Origin of the sequence: Rhizobium sp. JAB6, assembly GCF_003024605.1 — a bacterium.
Classification (GTDB): Bacteria; Pseudomonadota; Alphaproteobacteria; order Rhizobiales; family Rhizobiaceae; genus Rhizobium.
In genome coordinates this window covers 243,082-268,062 of sequence record NZ_PYJQ01000009.1, presented here as the reverse complement: position 1 = coordinate 268,062, position 24,981 = coordinate 243,082, and the positions used below count along the sequence as shown (strand labels likewise).

Genomic DNA, 24,981 nt, shown 5'->3' with positions numbered 1-24,981 from the left:
GGTAAACGCGACCCCGGAGCTGTTTTCTTCATCTCCGGGAAACCAGTCGACTTAACAAATCCGCAAAGGCTTTGTTCTAAAAGAAGACAGAGGGGATTATTTTCAAAAACAGGTTTTCATTATGCCATTTCTGGGTGTTTCTGGGATGCAATATTCCGGCGCGTCTCTTGCCGGCTCGCGCATTCTGCTCGTAGAGGATTCCAATCTCTTTACGTCGATGGTCAGGGTCAAAGTGAAGGAGCTTCTGGACATCGACGTCGAAATCTGCCGCAATTTCGAAGAATTGCAACTTGCCTATGACAAGTCGTCGGAACCCATCAAGCTGGCGATCTCCAATATGAACCTGCCGGGAGCCGAGAAGGGCGAAGCACTCGCCTATCTTCTCGATCTCAGCATTCCAACGATCGCCTTCACAGGCACTTTTCTGGAAGGTACGCGTGACGAACTGATCGCCAAGAATGTGGTGGACTATATTCTCAAGGACAATGTCTTTGCCGTGGACATGCTGGCGGAATCGATCTGCCGCTTTCTGACAAACCACCGTCACCACGTTCTCATTGTCGACGATAGCGCAACCGCGCGCGCTTTGCTGTCCAGTCGGCTCAAGCGCTATAATTTCCGTGTCAGCGTCGCCGAGAACGGCCTCAAGGCTCTCGAAATCCTTAAGACAAGCCCGGATATCGGCCTCATGGTGACGGACTACAACATGCCCGACATGGACGGATTCGAGCTGACGCGGCGCATCCGTGCGACCACCGGCTCCCATGAGCTGCGCATAATCGGCGTCTCGTCATCCAATAACCGGCTGCTTTCCGCCCGTTTCCTGAAGGCCGGCGGCAATGATTTCATACTGCGGCCATTCATCGACGAGGAGTTCTACTGCCGCGTGAATCAGAATCTCGACACGCTGTTGCAGATTCAATTGGCTCAGCCGCCCGCCAAAGTCGTAGGAGCCCGATAAAGTCGGACGAAATAGTTTCTATAAAAGTGAGGAAAAATCACTTTTATGCAAGTCTCCGCAATCAGCGGTTCCAATTTTTTCACGAATCCTGTTCAGGATACGGGCAAGACGGTTTGGCAGACCTGCAATTAACTGAATATTCAGACACCTGATGGTGTGGGAGGAATTGACGGGAAATGGTACTGCATGCGGGAAACCTCGGCGGCGGCATAGGCCACCGCGATGGCGGCCAGAAAATACTTCTGGTCGAGGATTCGCGCATGTTTTCGGCGGTGTTGTCGCACCGGTTCGAAACGGAACTCGGTCTTGCCGTTACCCATTGCTCTTCGTTGAAAGTGCTGAACGAGGTGCTGGCAGAGGCGGATCGCAGCTTCACGATGGCGGTGATCGACCTGAACCTTCCGGATGCCGCCCATGGGGAAGCCCTGGACGTTGCCGTCGCCCATGACATTCCCACCATCGTCTTCACGGCGTCTTTCGACATCACGACGCGCAATCGCATCATGGAGCGCAATGTCGTCGACTATGTGCTCAAGGATGGCGAGTTCGCGCTCGACAATCTCGTCTCCTCCGTCCGACGGGCCATTGCCAATCGGTCTGTGCGCGTCATGGTTGTCGACGACGTGCCCTCGGCCCGGAAAATGCTGACGGACTTGCTGCATGCCCAGCAGTTCAAGGTCGCCGAAGCCGGCACGGGTATCGAAGCCCTGGCGATGCTCGAGACATTCGACGACATCGAAATCGTCGTCACCGACTATAATATGCCCGACATGAACGGCCACGAGCTGACCCGGCGCATCCGCCACCTCTACGGCTCGGACCGGATGCGCATCATCGGCATTTCGTCATCGAATGACCGCTTGTTGTCTGCGACTTTCCTCAAGGCGGGCGCCAGCGATTTCATCTATCGGCCCTTCGTTCAGGAGGAGCTGCAGTGCCGCATCGCATTGAACGTGGAGACGTTGTCACAGCTGAAACAATTGCGGGCGGCAGCGGCAAGCGATTATCTGACGGGGCTCTATAACAGGCGCTATTTTTACGATCACGGTCCGCGTCTGGTCAACGAATGCCTGCGCCGCCAGCGTCCAAGCTCCGTTGCCATTCTCGACATCGATCACTTCAAGCATCTGAACGATACTTATGGTCACGAGATCGGAGACCAGGTGCTGAAAGCTGTTGCCGGCAGGCTTAACGCGCTGTTGGAAGGCACGGACAATCTGCTTTCCCGCCTTGGCGGCGAAGAGTTTGCCATTCTTTTTGCGGAAATGAATTCGCGTGCGGCGACCGAGCTGTGCGATGAGGTTCGCCTCAACCTTGCCAGCCTGAAGGTTCATGCCGACGACGAAGAGCTTTCGGTGACTGTTTCCATCGGGGTGGCGGAGATTGCCGGCTACGAATCCTTCGACAACTATCTCAATGCTGCCGACCAGTTTCTCTACATGGCGAAGCACAATGGCCGAAATCAGGTCTATTCCGATTTCAAAATGGCTCAGCAGGCGGCCCAATAAGCCGCCTGCCGTGATCCGCTTGCTTTGATTTCCATAGCTCTCAGACGACGATGCCGGTGCGGTTGGTCGACATGGTCAGCTTGCGCTCGGCGCGCTCCTGCTGCGGCGAGCGATTATAGAGTTCGCGATAACACTTGGAGAAGTGCGAGGCGGATACGAAGCCGCATGCGACCGCCACTTCAACGACCGGCATGGAGGATTGCACCAGCAGATGCCGGGCGCGATCGAGGCGGATTTCGAGATAGTAGCGAGCCGGTGAGCGTCCCATTTCCTGGCGGAAGAGGCGCTCGATCTGCCGGCGCGACAGGCCGGCATCATCGGCGATTTCCAAAAGCGACAGCGGTTCGGCAAGGTTGCTTTCCATCAGCTCGATGATCGACAGGACCTTTGAGTTCTGCACGCCGAGACGCGCGCGCAGCGGCAGGCGCTGGCGGTCATGCGGACTGCGGACGCGATCGGTGAGTTGCTGCTCGCAGACGCGGTTGACGAGGTTTTCGCCGAAATCCTGGCCGATGAGATTGAGCATCATGTCGAGCGAGGCGGTGCCGCCCGCGCATGTATAGAGATTGCTGTCGACCTCGTAGAGATCGGCATAGACTTCCGCCTGGGGGAATGTTTCCGAGAAGCCCGGCAGGTTCTCCCAGTGGATCGCGCAGCGCTTGCCGTTCAACAGTCCCGCCTGGGCAAGCACATGGGCGCCCGTACAGAGGCTGCCGACGGCTACGCCACGATTGTAGGTTTCGCGCAGCCAGGCATTGACCGATTTGTTGTGGAATTCTTCGACATAGATGCCGGAACAGACCAGCACCATGTTCGGGCGGTTCTCCCCGCCCAGATATCGGCGCTCGTCGGTGAGGGAGGAATTGACCTCGAGCCCGATGCCGCTCGAGGAATAGACTTTCTGACCGTCCGTCGAGGCAAGCCGCCATGTGTAGGCGGGGTAGCCCAGCATGCGATTGGCAATCCGCAGCGTCTCGATCGCGGCGGAAAACGGCAGCATGGTGAAATGCGGAACAAGGAAGAAAACCAGGGAACGCGTCTTGATCGGAGTCTTGCTCATGTTGTGAAAATCCATGCTCCAGGGCGGTTACGTATTCCTTGCGTCAAATACGTCGGCCCGATGGTCTATAAGCGACATTGGCATGGATATTCGCGGCCGCAAAGGGATATTTGCGTCTACTGTGAAAAATACGGCTCTTAAAGAGGGAAGCGATGGGAAGGCGAGCAATATGCTCAGGCGGGAAAATATATTTGCAGGTAATTTCCAGGATTAACGTACTATTCGCGTGTGGACGCGGAAATGTTCAAAAGGCGACGCTCTCCCAGGTTGAACGCCGCCTTCAGCCGTTATGCTTGCTCATGATCATCGGTCGGCTTTCGGCTTCTTGATTTCGTTTGCGGCCGGCCAGCCCAAGTCCTTGCGCATGTCATCGGACAGTGATTCGAGCTCGCGAACAGAGCGCCACTGCTGCCAGCGATCAGCGAGGCGAGAAAAGAAGGGCACATGATTTCCGCCGGACGGAAACGGGCTCCGGGTGCTGGTGTGTCTATAACTGACAGTCGTCATTTTCAGGGTCCTTTCCGTGTCAACCGCTCAAAATGTCACGGTTTTAATATGGGCTTGCCAGATCCATCAATCAAACGAATAGATCTTATAGCTGCCATTAGTATTCTTGAACGAACGCAACCTGCCGGGTTTCCGCTCCAACACCGACAATGTGCGATCCGGTGGAAGGCCGCGTGCATTGACGTCGTCGATCAGATGAGCGGGAAAGCGGGTGGCGATCTCGTCAAGCGTGTGCTGCGCCATGCGCTGAATTTTGCGAAGGCGTAGAAGAGAGAAAAGCCGTGAGGCTTCGTCCGATATCGTGCCAGCCATGGTTTTACTCCTTTGAGGCTGTCTGCGAATTCCCATTACGTCTAATATGGTGCTTCGTTGACATTCAGACAAATGAAATGATATGGTGCTTAGGATCAGAAAAATTGAAAGGTGACCGATATGACCGTTCCGTTCCGCCGGCCCATACCGTTGCTTGACAATGAAGTTCTGCGTACTTTTGTCGCGATTGCCGAAACGGGGAATTTTTCGACCGCGGCCGATGCTGTCTTTCGCACGCCGTCGGCTGTTTCCATGCAAATCAAGAAGCTGGAAGAGCAGCTCGGCGTTACGCTGTTCCTGCGCGATGCGCGCTCGGTCAGCCTGACGCAGCATGGGGAGATGCTACTCTCTTACGCCCGCAATATTCTGGCCCTCTCAAACGAAGCGGTGTCGCGGTTCATCATGCCTGAACTCAGCGGCGTGGTGCGGCTTGGCGCGCCTGACGATATAGGCGAGCGCCTGCTGCCGACCATCCTGAAGAGCTTCTCGGAGACTTATCCGGGCATCATGGTCGATGTCGTCGTCGATATGAGCATCCAGCTCAAGAAGCGCATCGAGGAGCAGCGGCTGGACCTCGCGCTGATCAATTGCGCGACGCGGCCTTTCCCGACCGAGGGCGAGGTGATCTACACGGAGCGCCTCGTCTGGGCCGGCGCCAAGTGCGGTACCGCCTATCGCCGCGACCCGCTGCCGATTTCCATCTGGGAGGAGGGTTGCATCTGGCGGTCCGAAGCCATGGCGCAGCTGGAACGACAGAAGCGCCCCTATCGCGTCTCCTATCTCAGCGCCCATACGATGGCGCAGCGCGCGGCCGTGGTCTCTGATCTCGCCATCGCGCCGTTTCCGCGCTCCTATGTCACGGAGGACATGGAAATCCTCGGTCCGAACGAGGGACTGCCGGAACTGACGCCCTTCGATATTCGCCTGCTGACGGCGTCACAAATGACTGGGCCGATGAAGGCTGTGGCTGACAGCATCCGCCAGGCTTTCGTCGAGATCGGGCGCAAAATGGCCGCGTGAACGCGGCCGGTCGATTTTTATTCACGGCTGCGGCGACGCCTGCGGCCCGCGCCTTCTCCGCCATCGTCGGAGGTCTGCTTGCGTTCCGGCAATGTCACGACGTTGGAGAGTTCCGGGAAGGCGTCCACCTTGTTCGGCAAGGCCATGGCGTAGACGAAATGCTCCTGAAACTTTGATTCAAGCGCCGTCTCTATCTTCTCGATTTTCCTGACGGTTTCTTCGATCTCGCGGCGATGGCCGCGATTGAGCAGAGCCATGCGTGCGCCGGTGCCGGCGGCGTTGCCGACGGCCTTGACCTTGTCGAGCTCGCAATCGGGGATGAGCCCCAGCACCATCGCATATTTCGGATCGATGAAGGTGCCGAAGGCGCCGGCAAGGCCGATGCGGTCGACGTGATCGATGCCCTGCTTGTCCATCAGCAGCTTGACGCCGGCATAGAGCGCGGCTTTGGCAAGCTGAATGGCGCGGATATCGTTCTGCGTGACCGTGATGCGCGGTTCGCCATCGCGCAGCAGATAGGAAAAGGTGCGGCCGTTCTGCAGGATGCGCGGCGAGCGCGTCGTCATCGAGCCATCGACGACGCCGTCTTCCGAGATGATGCCTGTCAGGAACATTTCGGCGACGACCTCGATGATGGCCGAGCCGCAGATGCCGGTGACACCGACCTTGGCGGCAGCCTCTTCGAAACCTGGCTCATCCGACCAAGGTTCGATGCCGATCACACGATAGCGCGGCTCCAGAGTGACGGGATCGATGCGCACCCGTTCGATCGCGCCCGGGGCAGCGCGCTGGCCGCTGGAAATCTCCGCGCCTTCGAAGGCCGGCCCGGTCGGCGAGGAGGCGGCGACGACGCGGTGGCGGTTGCCGAGGACGATCTCGGCATTGGTGCCGATATCGACCAGCAGCATCATCTCATTCTGGCGATGCGGGCCTTCGGCGAGCGTTGCGGCAGCCGCATCGGCGCCGACATGGCCGGCGATGCAGGGCAGCATGTAGATGCGCGTGCCGGCATTCATCGGCAGGCCGATCTCGGACGATTTCAGATGCACCGCGCCGGATACGGCAAGCGCAAAGGGGGCGCCGCCAAGTTCGGTCGGGTCGATGCCGAGGAACAGGTGGTGCATGATCGGGTTGCCGACGAAGACGGCGTTCAAAATATCCTCGCGCGATACGCCACCATCGGCGCAGACCTTGTTGATCAAGCCGTTCAGGGCTTCGCGGACGGCGTTGGTCATCGCCTCGCGGCCATCCGGATTCATCATTACATAGGAGACGCGGCTCATCAGATCCTCGCCGAAGCGGATCTGTGGGTTGGAGGCGCCCGCCGAAGCAACGGTTCGGCCCGAGAGCAGCGACGACAGATGCATGGCAATCGTCGTCGAACCGATATCGCAGGCGATGCCGTAGGCTTCATTCTTCAAGCCGGGATAGAGCGCGATGAGGCGAGGGCGCTCGCTATCCTGATCGCGATGAATGGCGGCCGTCACCTTCCATTCGCCTTTGCGCAGGATCGACTGCACCTGCGGAATGAGGTGGAAATCCACTTCGAGATTGTCGTATTTCCAGTCCGCTGCGATTGCCGCCTTCAGGCGGTCGAGATCGCCAAGCGGCTTGTGCATGTCGGGCTCCTCGACCTCGACGTAACACATGTGTACGGCCGGATCGCGGGCAATCACGCGCTCGTCGGCCGCCTTGCGCACGACCTGCGCGTTGATGACGGTATCCTGCGGCACGTCGATGACGAGATCGCCCTGGATCAAAGCGGAGCAGGAGAGGCGGCGGCCCTCGGGCAGATCGCGCACCTCGGCATAGCGCCTTTCCTTCGGCCCGATCGGCGAAAGATGGTCATTGGCCGAGACGATCTTGTGCTTGGCGAAATTGCCTTCCTGGACGGAGACCTGGCAGCGTCCGCAGGTCGCGCGGCCGCCGCAGACGCTTTCGACATAGACGCCAAGCTGGCGGGCTGCCTCCAGCACGGGCGTTCCCACCGGGAAGTGGCCACGCTTGCCGGATGGCATGAAAAGGACGAGAGGTTTGGCGCTGTCGCTGGCTTCGGCCACGGATCAGCCTTTCTATTTGCTAAGACGGCGCACGTTCGAGCGAACGCGCCTGCTATAGGGTTTTATCGCGGCGTGAGCGACCGCATCGGCGATGCTGCGCTGGCTTGTCGCGCCGGCGGCCGTCAGAACCGCGAAGCCCTGTTGCACCATTGCTGCGTTGACGGCAACGGCGCTTTCCGCCGCAGCCATTATCTTTTCCGACACCATTCGGTTCATTTCGACCGCGTTCACGCTGCCGGCCAGCGCGTCCATCCACATCTGCTGCAGCCGTATCGCCATCACGACAGGCGCCTGCAGCCAGAGCGTGGCAAGATCGTTGGAGAGGCCGCGACCGGATGCCATCTTACTCCCTCGCTGCTCCCGCACCGGCGCGCGCTGCACGGCCGCCGCGGCGTCCGCCACCAGCGGCAGGAGCAGCCGTTGCTGCCGCGGCAGCGCCGCCTTCCGCCGGCTTGTAGTCGCGATAGGTCATGATCCAGTTGGTGCAATTGGCATCCGTGCCGTTCAGCACGTTGGCGGCGCGCACGGCTTCCATTTCCTGCGGGCGGCAAGGGTTCATGATGGCGGAGGTCATGCCCGCGCCGATGACCATCGGGATGAAGCCGGCGTTGATGCCGTGACGATGCGGCAGGCCGAAGGAGATGTTCGACAGGCCGCAGGTGGTGTTGACCTTGAGCTCGTTGCGCAGGCGGTGAAGCAGCGCGAAAACCTGACGGCCGGCATCGCCCAAGGCCCCGATCGGCATGACGAGCGGGTCGACGACGATGTCCTCCGGCTTGATGCCGTGATCCATGGCGCGCTCGACGATCTTCTTGGCGACGGCAAAGCGCACGTCCGGGTCCATGGAAATGCCGGTCTCGTCGTTCGAGATGGCGACGACGGGCACGTCGTATTTCTTGACGAGCGGCAGGATGGCTTCGAGCTTTTCCTCCTCGCCGGTCACCGAATTGACCAGCGGTCGCCCCTTGGCAACCTTGAGGGCAGCTTCGATCGCCGCCGTGACCGAGCTGTCGATCGAGAGCGGTACATCCACTAGGCCCTGCACGATCTCCAGCGTCTGCACCAGGAGACCCGGTTCGGTCTCGTTCGGATTGACCGAAGTCACACCCGCATTGACATCCAGCATGGTCGCACCGGCGGCCACCTGCTCCAGGGCATCCTTGATGACGGTGTCGAAATTGCCTTCGATCATCTCGGCGGCAAGCTTCTTGCGCCCCGTCGGGTTGATGCGCTCGCCGATCACGCAGAAAGGCTGGTCAAAGCCGATGACGATCTCGCGGGTGGCGGAGGCAACGATGGTACGCGTCATGTCTGATCCTCTGGTCAGTTGGCCCGATAGCTGGTCTATCGTGCGGTGATTTGGGTTACAAGCCGGCCGAGTGCTCTACAGGCTTGCTATCGTATCGAATTCAATGTGCCTGCTGCGGCGTATGATGGGCAGCGATTTCCGCCATCGCCTGCTGGTTTTCTTCCCTGCCTTCGCTGATCTGGTGCAGCCGCTCGGCGACGAGCGCGTCGGTGCGGCTTGCCTCGCGCTTCCACGGCTGACGGCCCTTCAAAACGCCGGAGTCATGCACCATTTCGGCGACATATTCTTCCTGGCGATAGGCCATGACGTGGACGCCGGAAACCCCCTCGATCTCCTTCACCTCATTGATGATGTCGATGCAGAGCTGCTTGCCTTCCTTCTTCTGATCCTGCGCACCCTCGATACGCTTGATGACTTCATCGGGAATATGGACGCCCGGCACGTTCGAGCGCATCCAGCGGGCAGTCTTTGCCGAGGCGAGCGGGCCGACGCCGACGAGAATAAAGCATTTTTCGTGTAGGCCGAGATCTCGGACCTTCTTCATGTATTCGCGGAACATCGTTACGTCGTAGCAATACTGGCTCTGGACGAACTGCGCTCCTGCCTCGATTTTCTTTGCCAGCCGGTAGGGCCGAAAATCGTAAGGCGGTGCGAAGGGGTTGATGGCGGCGCCGAGAAAGACCTTCGGTGGCGAGGTCAGCTTCCGGCCGGAGAGGAATTTGGCGTTGTCGCGCATGATGCGCACGGTTTCGAGCAGCGACATGCAATCGAGATCGAACACCGGCTTGGCGCCCGGCTGATCGCCGGCCTGCACGCCGTCACCGGTCAGGCACATGATGTTCTGCACGCCCATTGCCGACGCGCCGAGCACATCGCCCTGAATGGCGATGCGGTTCTTATCGCGGCAGGCAATCTGCATGATCGGGGCGTAGCCCATCCGCGTCAGCAACGCGCAAATGCCGACCGAAGACATATGGCAATTGGCACCGGAGGCATCGACGGCGTTGATGCCGTCGACCCAGCCATCAAAGATCGCCGCACGTTCGTAAACGTCTTCCGGGTTGGCGCTGTCGGGCGGGTTCAGTTCGGCGGTGACGGCAAACTCGCCGCGCCGAAGCACGCGCTCCAGCCGCCCGAGCGAGGAGTGGCCGGGCAGGGGATCGAGCGGCAGATGCGCGCCAAGGGGATTTTCATCGATATGCGCCATCGCTCAGGCTTCCTTTTTCGCCGTTTCGCGGGCCGCCGCAGCCTCCGCCGTGACGCGGAGCCAGGAGGAGGTTTCGCGCAGCGACTGGTTCACAGGCTTCTGCACCTTCAGGATCGCGTCGCCGTGGGTCATGTTCTGCGAGCCTTTCCATGCCTGCACCCAGACGCATGGCATGTCGGGCTCGACCTCGCAATTGCCGTTGGCACGAACGCCGCCGCACGGCCCGTTGCGCAGCTGCTTTGGACAGTTCATCGGACAGGACATGCCCGTCGACGACAGCGCGCACTGGCCGCACATGCGGCAATCGAACAGGAAGCCCTTCACATTGCGTTCGATGAAGGTGATCGGGCGTTCCACGCGGTCATAGCCGAGTGCCTTCCACAGCGGATGAAGCAGCAGGAAAGCGTCGGCGAAACGACGGTAGAACCATTCGAAGAAGCGTGAATGACGGACCGCCCAGAGGCGGACCGTATATTTGCGCCGGGCGCGGCGATTGGGCGAAACTCCCGCCGGCGTATAGGCGCCGCTGGCTGCCTTTGCGCCCGCGGCGGCATTGCCGGGCTTCTGAACGGCATCAGCCATTATCGCGGCCTCCGGATTTCACCAGAGCCACCAGCCGTTCGCGATCATAAGCAGCCTCGAGCTCGCTTGCCGCTTTGTCTGCCTCGGCTTCGAGATCGTCAGATACGGGCACCGGATCGGCCTTGCGCCATTCGGCGAGATAATCGTCGGTTTCGGCGGCGCCGGTGCGCATGGCGCACATGTCGATCGCCTCGGTAAAGCGCAGCGAAAGCTCGCGTTTTGCCGTCTGCCTGCCCTTCTTGATAATCACCTGGGCTGGTATGTCCCGCCAGTAGACGACAATGCGATCCGCCATGCACAAAATCTCCTCTTCACGCAAGAATGCACGTCGGCCGATCATCGGACTGCGCTCGCCACGACGCGCCCCATGCCGAAAAGCGACGCGACATGAAAACCTTGTCAGTCGTTATCGCCAACGCGCTTTATCCTTTGAAACGGCCAGCTTCGAACCGTGATTGAATGTCGATCGCTCGTCCAGAAGGCCGGCCATGGCAAAGAAGCGCGCGGCTGGAAAGCGACCGGGATGTCGCAGTCAGACAGTCAGCAATTCGCGCGCCAAATCGCCGTAGCCGGTAAAACGGTATTCGTAATCCAGCCCGAGATAGGCGGCCGCTTCCTTCGCCTTTGCCTGTAGCGCCGGATCCTCTTCCTGCGAGAGGTAAACCACCTTGCGGTAGTTGCCGAAATACATGTCGCGCAGCTCTGGATGACGATCCAGTCCGAGCGGGACGATAACGAAGGATTCGAACTGACGGGCAAGGAAATCCGTCAGGAAAAATGATGTGACATCATCGTCGCGCGCCGCGAATGCCTCGTTGCCCGTGAAGAAGGAATAACAATGCGGTCCGGAAAGCCGTTCTATTCCCTCGCGTTCACAGATCCTGTCGATTTCTCCGCCGGTGCCGCAATCGGCATAGCCTATGAAAATCTTTTCGAAGCCGCGAGAGCGGGCATCGGCAATCGCCTGCTCCAGAGCAGGCGCGATCTTCTGCGGGTAGGAATGATAGATTGCGGGAAGACAGTGAAGATCGATGTGATCGAGCCCGTTTATTCGGGTAAGGACCAGTATTTCGCGCGCGATTGCACCGCACGCGATCACATGAACCTTTTGCTTTGTTATACGTTTATCGTCCGGAGGGTTCTTCTCCGCATCTTGCCGATCAACATCCATTCCAAAAAGGGGCTCCTGATCATGACTACTTCGACAAGCAAAGTTGCTGCTGCCTTCGCCGTACTTATGGTACTCGCCTCATGCTCCAACACAATTCGTGGCATGGGCAAGGACACGGCCAATGCCGTCAATGCGACGGAAGATGCCGGCCACAAGGTCAAGCGGGCCGCTCAGAACTAAGCCGGTTCTCGTACTTGCTCTTTGATTTTGCGCATGTGATTGTCGCAAAATCGCTGCATACCGTTGCACGGCATATTCTAATGTGAGGTGTGGATCGGCCGGCGACAAGGCTTCGAGTGTCGCCGGCTTCGAATAGGCAGCGATCAGGCGCCGGCAGCCAGGCTGTTGTGCTTGCGCTTCATGAATTCCTTGGCGGTCTCGACCGCCACCGCAGCGTCACGGCAATAGGCATCCGCGCCCACGGCCTTGCCGAATTCCTCGTTCAGCGGCGCGCCGCCGACCAGCACGACGTAGTCGTCGCGCAGGCCCTTTTCCTTCAGCGTATCGATGACGACCTTCATGTAAGGCATCGTCGTGGTCAGCAGGGCGGACATGCCGACAATGTCGGGCTGTTCGCGCTCGATGGCGTCGAGATAGTTTTCGACCGGATTGTTGATGCCGAGATCGATGACGTCGAAACCTGCGCCTTCCATCATCATCCCGACAAGGTTCTTGCCGATGTCGTGAATGTCGCCCTTGACGGTGCCGATCACCATCTTGCCGAGCTTCGGTGCGCCGGTCTGCGCCAGAAGCGGCCGCAGGATCGCCATGCCGGCCTTCATCGCATTGGCGGAAAGCAGCACTTCCGGAACGAAGAGAATGCCGTCGCGGAAGTCGATGCCGACGATGCGCATGCCTTCGACCAGCGCCTGGGTCAGGACATCGTAAGGGGCCCAGCCGCGTTCGAGAAGGATATTGGTGGCTTCCTCGATTTCTTCCTTCAAGCCGTCATACAGGTCGTCATGCATCTGCTGCACAAGCTCTTCATCAGAAAGTTCCGAGAGAATGATTTCGTCGTCAGACATGCGCTCCATCCCATTTTCGTGCAGCATCAGAGACTTGTATAAAACACTGCCGCCATTACGGATAGACCGGAAGGCCGCCAAAACTCTTTTTGAATGCGACGTCGCGCGGATCAATCGCGACGGACGAAGAACAGTTGATATTAGCAGCCCATGTCTGTCCTATGCTAATTGCTGGCGCATTAAGGAACGTCCGCCCGGCGGAATCGGATAGCATGGGCCTGATAGACGCATCCATGCGCAGGAGTGAGGAAACATCATGGACGATATGATTGAGCAACCGGCTGCAGGCAATGATAGCGGCGGACGGCGTTCGCGCAGCGAGGGCAGAGGTGCGGCAGCGCGGCGCGCTTCGCGCAGCGGCGGCGGGCCGGGTCCTTCGCTCCCCTATATCACCCGCAGGATCGGCGTCTACGAAGTGCTTGACGAAGAGGGCCTGCAGCTCATCGAGCGCAATGCCGATACGGTTCTGGAAGAAATCGGCATCGAATTTCGCGACGATGCGGAAGCTCTTGAACTTTGGAAGAACGCCGGCGCTGACGTGCGCGGGCAGCGTGTGCATTTTCCGAAGGGCCTTTGCCGCGAGCTTCTGAAGACGGCGCCGAAGGAATTCACCTGGCATGCGCGCAACAGCGCCCGCAATGCCCATGTCGGCGGCAAGGCAACGATTTTCGCGCCCGTCTACGGCCCGCCCTTCGTGCGCGATCTCGAGGGCAACCGCCGCTATGCGACGATCGAGGATTTCCGCAATTTCGTGAAGCTCGCCTATATGGCGCCGTCGATGCATTCGTCCGGCGGCACGGTGTGCGAGCCGGTGGATATTCCGGTCAACAAGCGCCATCTCGATATGGTCTACAGCCATATCAAATATTCCGACAAGCCGTTCATGGGATCGGTGACCGCGCCCGAGCGTGCGGAAGACACGATCGCGATGGCAAAGATCGTCTTCGGTGACGATTTTGTTGAAAACAACTGCGTGACGTTGAACCTCATCAACGCCAACTCACCGATGGTGTTCGACGAGACCATGCTCGGCGCCCTGAAGGTCTATGCGCGGCACAACCAGGCCTCGGTCGTTTCGCCCTTCATTCTCTCGGGCGCCATGAGCCCGGTGACGGTCGCAGGCACGCTGACGCAGATTCTCGCCGAAGTGCTGGCGGGAGCTTCCTTCACGCAGCTGATCCGCAAGGGCTCGCCAGTGCTTTATGGCACCTTTGCCGCCTCCATCTCGATGCAGTCGGGCGCGCCGACCTTCGGCACGCCGGAGCCGTCGCTCGTGTCCTACGGCGCAGCACAGCTTGCGCGCCGTCTCGGTCTGCCGTTCCGTACCGGCGGCTCGCTCTGCGCCTCCAAGGTGCCGGATGCGCAGGCGGCGCATGAATCCGCAAATACGCTGAACATGACGCTGCTGGCCGGCACGAATTTCGTGCTGCATGCGGCGGGATGGCTCGAGGGCGGTCTTGTTTCCTCCTACGAAAAGTTCATGATCGACCAGGATCAGCTCGGCATGATGCAGAAGATGGCCGAGGGCGTGGATCTCTCCGAGAACGGTCAGGCGCTCGATGCCATCCGCGAAGTCGGTCCGGGTAGCCACTATCTCGGCTGCGGCCATACGCAGGCGAATTTCCAATCCGCCTTCTATCGCTCGCCGCTGGCCGACAACAACTCCTTCGAGCAGTGGGAGATCGAAGGCCAGAAGCGCATCGAGCAGCGCGCCAATGCGCTTTGCCGTTCCTGGCTCGATCATTACGAAGCGCCGCCGCTCGACCCGGCCATCGACGAGGCTCTTCTGGCCTATATCCAGAAGCGCAAGGACTCCATGCCGGACGCTTTCACCTGAAGAGAGCCCGAGGCCGCCAGGGAGCAAGGCGGTGCGACGCGCGTTGCCGACCTGATCCAGAAGGAAGTCTGGCGGCCGCACTATGAATATAAGGGGCCACGGTGAGCCGCGGCCCTGTCATACTCGAGCAGCTCCGTGCGGCGCTCGGCGTCCACGGAGTTTTCGTTCGAGGTATAGTGTCCTTCGGTGAAGGCGAAGGGCCGCTGTTGACCGATGGGACGACGGCGCGAAGCGTGGTCCTGCTTGGCAATATCGGCGGCTCGATCTGGCCGGCGTTTTCCCGCTGGCGGCAATTGCCTGAGAATGCCGGCCGGTCCCATCCGCTCGATGACTGGTCGAAGACGATCATCCGGCCGGTCGCAAGCAGCTTGGGGGCTACGGCCTATTTTCCTTCGGATCCGCCGTGGCAGCCGTTTCAGCGATGGGCTATCGAGGCTGAGGGCCTGAGGGCATCGCCGCTCGGTATCTTGATTCATCCCGTTTATGGCTTGTGGCACGGTTATCGGGGTGCGCTGGGATTTGCGCAAGCAATTGAGAACGACGTCCTCCCGGCATTTTCCCAGCACCCATGCGATTTATGCGTTGAGAAGCCCTGTGTCACTGCCTGCCCGGTAGAGGCCGTGACGGCAGCAGGCTTTGATATTTCAGGCTGTCGCTCTCATTTGCGCACACGGGAAGGGCGGGACGGCTGCATGGGCGGCGGCTGTCTCGCGCGCAATGTCTGCCCTGTAGGTGCAAGCTATCGATATCCCGTCGAACAGCTTGCATTCCATATGGCGGCACTCCAGCTTTAGCTCCCCGGGGGGTCCTTGTTTCGCCGCATTGCGGTGCGTTCCAGGGCTTGTGCTATTCATATGGAGCTACGCGTTTGATTCGATTGGTAATCATCCTTGCCGTTCTGGCTCTTGCCGCCACCGCCTCGGCTGGCGAAGATTGCCGCAAGGTTCAGCATCTCGGCGACGGCTACACGGTTTGCACCTTCGATCCCGCCCGTTACGACATCCAGATTTTCCAGAATGACCGCAACGGTAAGCCTTACGGCTCGTTCCGGGCGCTGGAAATGGACCTGCGCCAGGATCGAGTCTACGTGCGCTTTGCCATGAACGGCGGCATGTATCTCGATGATCAATCTCCTGTCGGTCTCTTCATCGAAAACGGACGCGAGGTAAAGGCGATCAACACCAACAAGGGCTGGGGCAATTTCCATCTCTTGCCGAACGGAGTTTTCTACGCGGAAAAAGGCAAGGCGGGTATCGTGGAAAGCAAGGCCTTCGCTGCTTCCGGCGCCAAGCCATTCTATGCGACCCAGTCCGGCCCGATGCTCGTCATCGGCGGCAAGCTCCATCCGTCGTTTCTGGCCGACAGCACCAGTCTCAAGACCAGAAACGGCGTCGGCGTCACCGCCGACGGGCTCGTCGTGTTCGCGATTTCCGATGGGCCCGTGCGCTTCCACGATTTTGCAACGCTGTTTCGCGACGATCTGAACTGTCCGGATGCCCTGTTTCTCGACGGCAGCATTTCCAGCGTCGACATACCGGAATGGCAAAGGCGCGACAGCCTATTTCCACTCGGGCCGATCATTGCGGTGACGCAAATGCTGCCGGGCTGAGCGCGGCAATGCGCAAGGTTGGAGCCAGCCACATTCGCTAATCGAATTGCGGGCGCTAATCGAATGCGGGGGATCCTATATCCCGCACGGACATTGTCGAGTGAGGCATCGAGACATTCATGGCAGAAATTGCAAACGGGACGAAGGCGCTGATATTCATGACGGCGCGCGATTGCGAGATGTATGTCCGGCAATCCCTGGCGAGCCTTTCGCGGCAGACACTCGACGACCTGCATGTTCTTTTCATCGACGACTGTTCGACCGACGACACCGGCGTCATTGCCGAGGCGCTTCTCGAAGACTTTTTTCCGAACCGGCATACTTTCATCCGCAACGAGGAGCGGCTGGGAAAATCGCGCAACGTCTGGGAGCATTTGAAGCCACGCACGAATATGGCCGAGTTCATTGCGGTTCTGGACGGGGACGACCAATTGATCATTCCCAATATCCTTGAACGAATGTCGCAGAGTTACGCCGATGGCCGGGATGTCGTCTGGACGAACTTCATGACTGATGGCGGCGGGATTGGCGGGAATGCGGCTCTCGATCCCAATGTTTCACCGCGCCGTCAAGGATGGAAGACCAGTCACCTCTTCAGTTTCCGCGCCTCTTTGCTGGATAATGTTCCAGAGGGTTATTTTCGCGATGAGGCCGGACAATGGTTCATGGCCGCCTGCGACATCGCCCTGGCCCTGCCGATCCTCGACCAGACGCGGCGTTACGAATTCATCCCGGTCAACGCGCACCGCTACACCGCGACGAACCCGTATTCGCATCACAATCTCGACCCGCAATCAAACGGCTTGAATTCTCCAGCGCAGCAGCGCTCGGCGCGGGATGCCTTCAACAAGCCACCCTTGCCGCTGACGCGACCGGCAAAAACGGAGGCGCCACGGGTTGCGGCAGCGGCCTTTGCTGGCAGCTATTCGCCGGATATCGCTCCGGTCAATATGGCGTCCACCGGCGCCGCAGACGCCTGGCAGGCGACGGCAAGTGAAATTCTCATCGCCGGCTATCCGACCCTGCTCGATGCCCAATCCGCTGCCGGCTGCAATCCCTTGACACCTATTCAAATCTGGGCGCTTCGTCGCGCGGCATTCGGACGAAGCGATACCCCGAACATCCTGCATATTGGCTCGCCGCGTTCGGCTCTGGTGCTGGCATCGCTTATTGCCGGCCAAAATGCCGCTCTTAACTGCCTGTGCATAACGCCGGAGCAGGTTGGAGATCTCGAGGCGCGCTTCGTCGCCAGCGGCTTGACGGAGAGTGTGTCCATCGTCGAGACCGAGAGCGCCATGGTGGGTTTCGAAGATGTTTCGGCCATCTTTCCGGACACCCGGCGGATCGACGAGTCGGTCAAATTCGATCTGGTCGTGGTTGACCTGAAGGATACGTCTTACCCCAGCGAGAGCGCCTTGCTTGCCTTGCCGGCACTTGCGAACAACCTGTCGCCCGTCGGCTTCAACCTTTGCCTTTTCGCTCGGGATCGGGCGACCGAGGCGATGGCGGCGAAGCGCTGGGCCAGCGTGAGTACCGGCTTGAAGATCAGCCTGGATGCCATTGGCGGCAGCGGATTGATGGTCGTTGGCGGCCGCTGACGCCGCCTCCAGCCCACAGCATATTTTCGATAAACTCTGCACGTTGGAAAGAACTGCGATGACGCTGCAAGCCACGGTCGCCTGCGAAGTGAACAGCTACCGGAACCCCGTCCGGTTTCATCTTCCCAATCCGAACGATCATATCCAGAGAATCATCCTGCAGAGCCGCGCCTTTTACGAGCGGGGGATGCTGGAAGACGTCGGATTCGCCTTGCCGGAAGATGCCTTTGTGATCGACGTCGGCGCCAATATCGGCAATCACACGCTGTTCTTCAGCGCTGTCGCCGGTGCCAGGATACTCGCCATCGAGCCGAACGAGGCTGCGCTCAATGTTCTTCGGGCGAACGTTACTCTCAATGGCCTGCAGGATCGGGTCGATATCAAGCCGATAGCCCTGGGGGCCGAGGCGGGCATGGGAAACGTTATCGAAGAGGATTCGTCCTGGCTGGGGTTGGCCCGCGTCATGGTGACCGCCGACGGACAGGTTCCGGTCGCCCGTCTCGACGACATAGCCGGGGGGCAGCATGTCGATCTCATCAAGATCGATGTCGAGGGCATGGAGGTGGACGTTCTGCGCGGCGCCATCGGCACGATAGAGCGGTGCCGTCCCAAGCTGCTTGTCGAAGCGGCGACGGCGCAGGCTTTGACGGATGTCGAAGCCGTTCTACGCCCGCTCGGCTATCGCAAAATCAAGGTCTACAACGAAACGCCGACTTATCTCTTCGAAGCGAAGCCTGCGGATGCCCGCCCGGAAAGGCGTATTCAGACGATCGATCCCGCGCATATGGCGGCGTTGCCGCCGACGGAAGAGATCGTTGCCGGCATGGCGACGGTCGCCGGCAACGAGGTCGCCTTGCGAGCGACCGTCATGTCTCTGCTGCCGCAGGTCGATCGGATCTATGTCTATCTCAACGGCTTTACAGAGGCGCCGCGCTTCATTGCGGAACATCCGAAAATCCGGCATTTCATCGATACCGATGGCAGCCGTTATGGCGACGCCGGAAAGTTCTGGGGACTGGAACAGGTCAAGGATGCCATTTATATCAGCTGTGACGACGATATCATCTATCCCGACGATTTTGTGACCCGCATGGTCGGCGAACTCGCGCAGTTGCGTGGCCGCGCCGTTGTCAGCGTGCATGGCTCGATTATTTTGCAGCCGAGCCGTGGCTACTACAAGGAGCACAGCCGCGCCGTCTTTCACTACGAGCGTGCCCTGATGCGTCGCCGACGCGTCCATGTGGCTGCGACCGGCACCAGCGCTTTTCATTCGAGCATCGTCAAGGTGACGCTTGCCGATTTCCGTCATCGCAACATGGCGGATATCTGGCTAACGGAATATCTTCATCGGCGGGGCATCCCCTCCTATGTAGTGCCACGCAGGGATGGCTGGCTGCAGACGATAGAGGTGCCGCGCTCGACGATCTACGCACAGTCGGCAGCCGGCACGGGATCGGCCTATGACAGCTCGATGAGGCAGGATGAAGTATTGTCGTCGATGTATCCGATCTCGCTTCTCAGCTCGGATGCGGCGGATACTTCCTCCATCATCTATCTCGTGGATGCAGATCGCGCCGACGGGCTGGTTGAATTCGTCCTGGCGGTGGCCGGGCGTGAGCGTGATCCGATCATCTTCGTCACCTGCGATCACGAGACGGAGGACATGCGCAGCGTGGCGCTTCATCCGGATTTCTTCTGCGAAGTGCATCTTGTTGCCCGCAGCGGCGGCAAAACATCTGCCTATCTGGAATTATTGTCGAAACATGCAGGGCGGGTCAAAGCCTGGACGCTTCGCAACGGCAACGAATTGAGATTGGCTGGTGGCAACGAGTGGGAAAACTGGCTCAAGCCGATTGCGCCGCTTGCCAACCCCGTGGCCGCTCCATCTTTGCCGGCGCATTCCGCTCCTGATGAACAATCCGGCTTCGATTCGGCGCAATATTGGGAGCAGCGCTATCTCGCAGGGGGCAATTCTGGCGCTGGTTCCTACAATAAATCCGCTGAATACAAGGGCCTCATCCTCAATGCCTTTGCGGCCGAAAAGCAGTTGCGGCGGGTAGGGGAGCTTGGCAGTGGTGATGGAAACCAGCTCCGCTATCTCGCCTTCGAAGACTATACGGGCTTCGATGTCTCACGGACGGCGGTCGATCTCTGCCGCCGTATCCATGGGAATCATCCCGGCCGAGCCTTCGTCTGGCTGGGCGATCCGCAATTGGACATGAGCCGCTATTACGGCGCCTTCGAGCTGACCTTGTCACTGGACGTCATCCTCCACCTCGTCGAGGATGATGTATATCGAGCTTATATCGACAAGCTTTTCGCGCTGTCGAACAAATATGTCGTCGTTTATTCCTCGAACTACAGCGCTCCCGACCGTCAGGGTGCCGTTCATGTGAAAAACCGCCGGTTCACCGATGACGTCGAGCGCTGGCTGCCGGAATGGAAGCTGCTCAAGCACGTCGATAATCCCTACAAGCACCCGTTGATCACGGAGGCGGATTTCTTCGTCTTCGGGAGGAATGGTGCCGAGGACATGTCCTTCCTCGATGCGGTCAATCGGCGACCGCTAAGCTGATGGCCTGAGTTCGGGGATCCACAGGCCTCTAGCCCGTCGGAGGTGGGTCGGCAATCACGGCGCAAAAGTCCCTTGGACAATGCCGCCATTTCTAAAATATTCGAGCGGGATGAGCCTCTAAAGGATATCCCGCTCGATCAGTTTTATCCCCGTCTGCGACGCTCACGCGCCGGAGCGGCGCCGCCTTCGTTGGCCGTCTTGTTGCGCAAAGGGCCAATCCGTTCCACGATCGTCTCCAGTGTCGGGCGAGTGCCGGGCACGTAGTTGTCCAGCGCCTCCCGCATGGCGGCCAGATGGCCACAGGAGGTGCCGCAGCAGCCGCCGATGATCTTGGCCCCGGCATCGCGGGCGAGGCGGGCATAGTCGGCCATCAGCGGCGGCGTGCCGGAATAATGGATCTCGGCACCACGATATTCGGGAATGCCGCAATTGCCCTTGACGATAACGATCGCCGCCGGGTCTGCCTCGGTCATGTCGAGAAGGCTGGACAGGATGTCCGAAGCGCCGACGCCGCAATTGGCACCGACCGCGAGCGGCCCGGCGCCGATATCGGTGGCAACGGCATGAATATCCTTGGGATGCAGGCCCATCATGGTCTTGCCGGCGGTGTCGAACGAGCCGGTATAGGTATAGGGCAGGCCGACCTTGGCGGCGGCCTCGGCAGCAGCGCGGATCTCGTCCGGCGAAGACATGGTTTCGATCCAGGCCACATCGGCACCGCCTGCCTGAAGGCCTTCCATCTGCTCGACGAAGGCTGCAACGGCGTCTTCATAGGTCAAGGCGCCAAGCGGCATCAGCAACTCGCCCGTCGGTCCTACGGAGCCGCCCACGATGACCTTGCGGCCGGCCTTGTCGGCAACGGCACGGGCGATCTCGGCCGCCGTCTTATTGAGGCTGTGCACGCGATCCTGCGCATGATGAAGCTTGAGGCGATGGCGCGTGCCGCCGAAGGTGTTGGTTAGGATGATGTCGGCGCCTGCATCGACGAAATCCTGATGCAGCTTCGTGATCCGGTCGGGGTGTTGTTCGTTCCAGAGTTCGGGCGCTTCGCCGGCCTCGAGGCCCATGGCAAAGAGGTTCGTGCCGGTTGCGCCGTCGGCAAGTAGCACGCCTTTTTCGGCAAGCAGATCGGTCAAGGGATTGGTGGCGACGGTCATGATGTGTCCTCTGCTGCGTCGGCTCTTGAGAGTGTCAAATGCAGATATAAACATTTCTTTATGTGAACACAACGACAAGATGACTGCCCCATATGTCGATGCGGCAATCAATCAGAAAAAAGCGCCCTGCTTGGGGCGCTTTGTCACTTCAGATGAAAATGGTGCCGTCAGGCTGCTGCCATCTCTGCCGCCTCATGCGTCGTGGGCGTGACCATGGCGGCGATGATGCTTTGTAGATCGATCGTGCCGATGGGCTTGCCGCCTGCATCGGTGACGACAGCGCCGGTCTGGCCCGCCTCGGTGATCTGTTTGGCGGCAACTTCCAGCGTCATGTCGGCAGGCACGCGCGCGCCGCCAAACTCGCCGGAAAGCGGCTTCATGATCGTCTGCGTCTGGATGACGCGTCCGCGGTTCACCTCCTTGACGAAGGCCGTGATATAATCATCGGCCGGCTGCAGCACGATCTGCTGGCCGGTTCCCTGCTGCACGACCTTGCCGTCGCGCAGGATGGCGATCTTGTCGCCGAGGCGCAGCGCCTCGTCGAGATCGTGGGTGATGAAAACGACGGTCTTTTTCAGCTCCTTCTGCAGATCGAGCAGGACGGTTTGCATATCCACGCGGATCAGCGGGTCGAGCGCCGAATAGGCTTCGTCCATTAGCAGGATGTCGGCATCGTTGGTCAGCGCCCTGGCAAGCCCGACGCGCTGCTGCATGCCGCCGGAAAGCTGGTTCGGATAATGCCTCTCGAAACCCTTCAGTCCGACGCGCTCGATCCAGTACTGGCCCTTCTTCTCACTTTCGGAGCGCGGTACGCCCTGAATGTCCAGGCCGTAAATCGTGTTCTCGATCACGGTGCGATGTGGCAGAAGCGCGAATTTCTGGAACACCATCGCCGTCTTGTGGCGGCGGAATTCGCGCAGGTCGTTTTCGTTCATCTTGCAGACGTCGACGCCGTCATAGAGCACTTCGCCGACGGTCGGCTCGATCAGCCGGTTGATATGGCGGATCAGGGTCGATTTGCCCGAGCCGGAAAGGCCCATGACGACGGTGATGGCGCCTGCCGGCATATCTATGCTGATGTCCTGAAGGCCGAGCACATGTCCGTGAGCCTCGTTGAGCTCGGCCTTGCTCATGCCGTTCTTGATCTGATCCACGAAGTCTCGCCCGCGACGGCCGAAGATCTTGTAAAGGCTTTTGATTTGGATCGCATGACTAGCCATGGATGACCTCCGAGTGCTTCTGGAGCCGTCTGCCATAGGCCTGGCTCGTCCGGTCGAAAATGATGGCGATCGCGACCAGAGCGAAACCGTTCAGGAAGCCGACGGTGAAGAACTGATTGTTGATCGCCTGCAGCGTGTTCTTGCCGAGTCCGCCGACGCCGACCATGGAGGCGACGACGACCATGGCGAGCGACATCATGATGGTCTGGTTGATACCGGCCATGATGGTGGGCAGTGCGAGCGGGATCTGCACGTTGAACAGCTTCTGGCGATGCGACGACCCGAAAGCGTCTGCGGCTTCCAACACCTCCTTGTCCACGAGGCGGATGCCGAGATTGGTCAGGCGGATCATGGGCGGCACAGCATAGATGACGACGGCGATAAGGCCCGGCACCTTGCCAATGCCGAAGATAACGACGACGGGAATGAGATAGACGAAGCTCGGCATGGTCTGCATGACGTCGAGGATCGGATTGACGATCGACTGCAGCCGGTCCGAGCGCGCCATCAGAATGCCGATCGGCAGCCCGATGACAATGGCGATGAGCGTACAGACCGTTACCATGGCGAGCGTGACCATCGTGTCGGTCCAGAGGCCGAAGACGCCGATGAGGATCATGGAGATCGCGGTGCCGACAACAATTTTAAGGTTGCGGCTTGCCGCATAGACGACGAGCATCATCACGATGAGCACGATGAACCAGGGCGTATTGGTGAAAGCCCATTCGAGATAGTTCAGAAACCATTGCAGCGGCTGCACGATGGCGTCGATGAGAGTGCCGTAGGCGCGTACGGACGCCCTGAAGCCGTCATCGATGTTCTTGCGTGCGAGGCGTATGATCGATTCGTCTATTGCCGGAAAGTTGCAGAGCACATTCGGCAGGATCGTACACTGAATAGCCATGTATTTCCCCTTCTTAGTCCGGTTCTGTTCCGCTCCGCCCGTGTGGCCTTCACGTGCGGATGGCTCGCAGCGCTGCGACCGGTTCTTCAGGCTGCCCCTGAGTTCTTACTACATCCGCCGCCATCAATCTGCGCTCGTTGCGACCTTGCGCATTGTAGCGCCGTCGGTATGAGCGTCATCTGGGGGCGCTCTGTGCGAATGTAAAATCGGCGGCAGGCACGAGGCCGCCGCCGATTCCGCAGCATGGATTAGAGCGAAGCCTTGACCTTGGTGGCGACGTCCGGAGAAACCCACTTGGTCCACATGTCCGGGTAGGTCTTGAGGAAGTACTTGGCGCCATCCTCGTTGGTGCCCTGATTGTCGGTCATCCAGGCGAGTACCTTGCCGACGGTGGCATTATCCCACTTGCGGGTCTTCATGTAGTCCATGGCGACGCCGGCCTTTGCCGCAAAGTCCTTGGTGACGACAGTATAGACATCCGAAACCGGATAGGAGTTCACCTTCGGATTGGCGCAATCCTGCTGCGACGTGCAGGCATCCCATTCCTTCTTGTCATGCGGTGCGTTGAAGCTCAGACGAACCATGTCGTACTTGCCGAGGATCGCGGTGGGCGCCCAATAGTAGCCGAGCCAGCCGGACTTCTTTTCGAAGGCATTGGCGATCGAACCGTCGAGACCTGCGGCCGAGCCGGTATCGACGAGAGTAAAGCCGAGCTTGTCGGCGCCGAGCGCCTTGTAGAGGTTGGTCGTGGAGATCTGGCAGTTCCAGCCTGCCGGGCAGTCATAGACGGCGCCCTTGGAGGGATCTTCGGGGGCAGGGAAGAGCTCGGGATGCTTGAGGGCGTCCTGAACGGTCTTGATGTCCGGATGGGCGTCTGCAAGGAACTTCGGAATCCACCAGCCCTCGACGCCGCCATCGCTCAGAAGCGGTGCGGCGACGATCAGGCGGCCTTCGGATACGGCCTTGTCGAGCGCAGTGCGCACTGCGTTGACCCAAAGTTCGGGTGCGACGTCAGGCTGACCTTTTTCGTTCATGGAGGTAAAGGTCGGCTGTGTATCGCCGGTTACGAGGGTGACATTGCAGCCGTAACCGTTCTGCAGGATGATCTTGTCAACCTGCGCGGCAACGCCCGCCGATGCCCAGTTCATTTCAGCGATGGATACGCTGCCGCAATCCGCGGCGTGCGCCGAGCCAGCCAAAGCATAGGCGCCGAATGCGAAGATGGCTGAAGCGAGAAGCTTCTTCATTGATATCGTCTCCCAATTTTTCGTTAGGTTGCGGAAACCGACTCCAAACACGTTCGATTTCTGTCGATCCCCTGTCAGCGCGGTCCAATTGCAACCGTTCATACGCCGCTGA

The 24,981-nt window shown here is 59.6% G+C and carries 24 protein-coding genes; 9 read left to right on the top strand and 15 right to left on the bottom strand.

Features of this window, described 5'->3' with window-relative positions:
• The first annotated feature begins 121 nt into the window (after positions 1 to 121).
• A complete protein-coding gene (locus tag C7U61_RS11290; RefSeq protein WP_106998175.1) occupies positions 122 to 961 on the top strand; it encodes a response regulator in 840 nt (279 codons plus the stop codon).
• A 176-nt stretch (positions 962 to 1,137) separates the two neighbouring features.
• The gene (locus C7U61_RS11285; protein WP_106998174.1) at positions 1,138 to 2,469 is read left to right on the top strand and encodes a diguanylate cyclase; all 1,332 of its coding nucleotides are present in this window, start codon (positions 1,138 to 1,140) and stop codon (positions 2,467 to 2,469) included.
• Positions 2,470 to 2,509: 40 nt separating this feature from the next.
• Here C7U61_RS11285 and C7U61_RS11280 read toward each other — a convergent pair whose 3' ends face one another.
• The 3 genes from C7U61_RS11280 to C7U61_RS11265 all read right to left on the bottom strand — a co-directional run bounded on the left by C7U61_RS11280 (position 2,510) and on the right by C7U61_RS11265 (position 4,348).
• Positions 2,510 to 3,529: a GlxA family transcriptional regulator gene (locus C7U61_RS11280; RefSeq protein ID WP_348627044.1), complete on the bottom strand. Its 1,020-nt coding sequence runs from the start codon at positions 3,527 to 3,529 to the stop codon at positions 2,510 to 2,512.
• A 303-nt stretch (positions 3,530 to 3,832) separates the two neighbouring features.
• Positions 3,833 to 4,036, bottom strand: coding sequence for a DUF1127 domain-containing protein (locus C7U61_RS19645; protein ID WP_106998172.1), 204 nt, complete (start codon positions 4,034 to 4,036; stop codon positions 3,833 to 3,835).
• 66 nt (positions 4,037 to 4,102) lie between these two features.
• A complete protein-coding gene (locus tag C7U61_RS11265; RefSeq protein WP_106998171.1) occupies positions 4,103 to 4,348 on the bottom strand; it encodes a hypothetical protein in 246 nt (81 codons plus the stop codon).
• Positions 4,349 to 4,468: 120 nt separating this feature from the next.
• On the opposite strand from C7U61_RS11265, the gene C7U61_RS11260 reads away from it, so the two are divergent.
• Positions 4,469 to 5,368 (top strand): LysR family transcriptional regulator, encoded by a 900-nt coding sequence (locus C7U61_RS11260; protein WP_106998170.1) that lies wholly within the window; start codon positions 4,469 to 4,471, stop codon positions 5,366 to 5,368.
• Between the two features lie 17 nt (positions 5,369 to 5,385).
• Here the strand turns inward: C7U61_RS11260 and C7U61_RS11255 are convergent, their stop codons facing one another.
• From C7U61_RS11255 to C7U61_RS11225, 7 genes are all read right to left on the bottom strand, one after another.
• Entirely contained in the window at positions 5,386 to 7,386 is a 2,001-nt protein-coding gene (locus C7U61_RS11255; RefSeq protein ID WP_106999060.1) for an ASKHA domain-containing protein, read from the bottom strand.
• Positions 7,387 to 7,440: 54 nt separating this feature from the next.
• Entirely contained in the window at positions 7,441 to 7,770 is a 330-nt protein-coding gene (locus tag C7U61_RS11250) for a hypothetical protein (RefSeq protein WP_106998169.1), read from the bottom strand.
• A gap of 1 nt (position 7,771) precedes the next feature.
• Positions 7,772 to 8,737 carry a methyltetrahydrofolate cobalamin methyltransferase gene (locus C7U61_RS11245; protein WP_106998168.1) on the bottom strand — a complete coding sequence of 322 codons (966 nt, stop codon included), beginning with the start codon at positions 8,735 to 8,737 and terminating at the stop codon, positions 7,772 to 7,774.
• A gap of 100 nt (positions 8,738 to 8,837) precedes the next feature.
• On the bottom strand, positions 8,838 to 9,944 hold the full coding sequence (locus C7U61_RS11240) for a methylenetetrahydrofolate reductase (RefSeq protein WP_106998167.1): 1,107 nt from the start codon (positions 9,942 to 9,944) through the stop codon (positions 8,838 to 8,840).
• A gap of 3 nt (positions 9,945 to 9,947) precedes the next feature.
• Positions 9,948 to 10,526, bottom strand: a complete 579-nt coding sequence (locus tag C7U61_RS11235) for a methylenetetrahydrofolate reductase C-terminal domain-containing protein (RefSeq protein WP_106998166.1) — start codon at positions 10,524 to 10,526, stop codon at positions 9,948 to 9,950.
• Positions 10,519 to 10,821, bottom strand: coding sequence for a virulence factor (locus tag C7U61_RS11230; RefSeq protein WP_095435163.1), 303 nt, complete (start codon positions 10,819 to 10,821; stop codon positions 10,519 to 10,521). Before C7U61_RS11230 ends, C7U61_RS11235 begins: the two co-directional genes overlap by 8 nt.
• A gap of 237 nt (positions 10,822 to 11,058) precedes the next feature.
• Positions 11,059 to 11,697, bottom strand: coding sequence for a DUF1638 domain-containing protein (locus tag C7U61_RS11225; protein WP_106998165.1), 639 nt, complete (start codon positions 11,695 to 11,697; stop codon positions 11,059 to 11,061).
• Positions 11,698 to 11,718: 21 nt separating this feature from the next.
• Between C7U61_RS11225 and C7U61_RS11220 the strand changes: the two genes are divergently transcribed.
• Complete coding sequence (locus tag C7U61_RS11220; protein ID WP_106998164.1) at positions 11,719 to 11,877, top strand: entericidin A/B family lipoprotein; 159 nt, start codon at positions 11,719 to 11,721, stop codon at positions 11,875 to 11,877.
• Between the two features lie 143 nt (positions 11,878 to 12,020).
• On the opposite strand, the gene C7U61_RS11215 is transcribed toward C7U61_RS11220, so the two are convergent.
• Entirely contained in the window at positions 12,021 to 12,722 is a 702-nt protein-coding gene (locus tag C7U61_RS11215) for a B12-binding domain-containing protein (protein ID WP_106999059.1), read from the bottom strand.
• A gap of 256 nt (positions 12,723 to 12,978) precedes the next feature.
• On the opposite strand from C7U61_RS11215, the gene C7U61_RS11210 reads away from it, so the two are divergent.
• The 5 genes from C7U61_RS11210 to C7U61_RS11190 all read left to right on the top strand — a co-directional run bounded on the left by C7U61_RS11210 (position 12,979) and on the right by C7U61_RS11190 (position 20,341).
• Positions 12,979 to 14,559: a trimethylamine methyltransferase family protein gene (locus C7U61_RS11210; RefSeq protein ID WP_106998163.1), complete on the top strand. Its 1,581-nt coding sequence runs from the start codon at positions 12,979 to 12,981 to the stop codon at positions 14,557 to 14,559.
• A 101-nt stretch (positions 14,560 to 14,660) separates the two neighbouring features.
• On the top strand, positions 14,661 to 15,353 hold the full coding sequence (locus C7U61_RS11205) for a 4Fe-4S dicluster domain-containing protein (RefSeq protein WP_106998162.1): 693 nt from the start codon (positions 14,661 to 14,663) through the stop codon (positions 15,351 to 15,353).
• An 83-nt stretch (positions 15,354 to 15,436) separates the two neighbouring features.
• Positions 15,437 to 16,168 carry a phosphodiester glycosidase family protein gene (locus C7U61_RS11200; RefSeq protein ID WP_245410815.1) on the top strand — a complete coding sequence of 244 codons (732 nt, stop codon included), beginning with the start codon at positions 15,437 to 15,439 and terminating at the stop codon, positions 16,166 to 16,168.
• A gap of 119 nt (positions 16,169 to 16,287) precedes the next feature.
• Positions 16,288 to 17,766 carry a glycosyltransferase family A protein gene (locus tag C7U61_RS11195; protein WP_106998160.1) on the top strand — a complete coding sequence of 493 codons (1,479 nt, stop codon included), beginning with the start codon at positions 16,288 to 16,290 and terminating at the stop codon, positions 17,764 to 17,766.
• A 58-nt stretch (positions 17,767 to 17,824) separates the two neighbouring features.
• Positions 17,825 to 20,341 (top strand): FkbM family methyltransferase, encoded by a 2,517-nt coding sequence (locus tag C7U61_RS11190; protein WP_106998159.1) that lies wholly within the window; start codon positions 17,825 to 17,827, stop codon positions 20,339 to 20,341.
• Between the two features lie 143 nt (positions 20,342 to 20,484).
• On the opposite strand, the gene bmt is transcribed toward C7U61_RS11190, so the two are convergent.
• From bmt to C7U61_RS11170, 4 genes are all read right to left on the bottom strand, one after another.
• Positions 20,485 to 21,498 (bottom strand): betaine--homocysteine S-methyltransferase, encoded by a 1,014-nt coding sequence (bmt, locus tag C7U61_RS11185; protein ID WP_106998158.1) that lies wholly within the window; start codon positions 21,496 to 21,498, stop codon positions 20,485 to 20,487.
• A gap of 167 nt (positions 21,499 to 21,665) precedes the next feature.
• Positions 21,666 to 22,718 carry a glycine betaine/L-proline ABC transporter ATP-binding protein gene (locus tag C7U61_RS11180; protein ID WP_106998157.1) on the bottom strand — a complete coding sequence of 351 codons (1,053 nt, stop codon included), beginning with the start codon at positions 22,716 to 22,718 and terminating at the stop codon, positions 21,666 to 21,668.
• The gene (locus C7U61_RS11175; protein WP_106998156.1) at positions 22,711 to 23,622 is read right to left on the bottom strand and encodes a proline/glycine betaine ABC transporter permease; all 912 of its coding nucleotides are present in this window, start codon (positions 23,620 to 23,622) and stop codon (positions 22,711 to 22,713) included. Before C7U61_RS11175 ends, C7U61_RS11180 begins: the two co-directional genes overlap by 8 nt.
• A 248-nt stretch (positions 23,623 to 23,870) precedes the next feature.
• Positions 23,871 to 24,869, bottom strand: a complete 999-nt coding sequence (locus C7U61_RS11170) for an ABC transporter substrate-binding protein (RefSeq protein ID WP_106998155.1) — start codon at positions 24,867 to 24,869, stop codon at positions 23,871 to 23,873.
• Between the last annotated feature and the right edge of the window lie 112 nt (positions 24,870 to 24,981).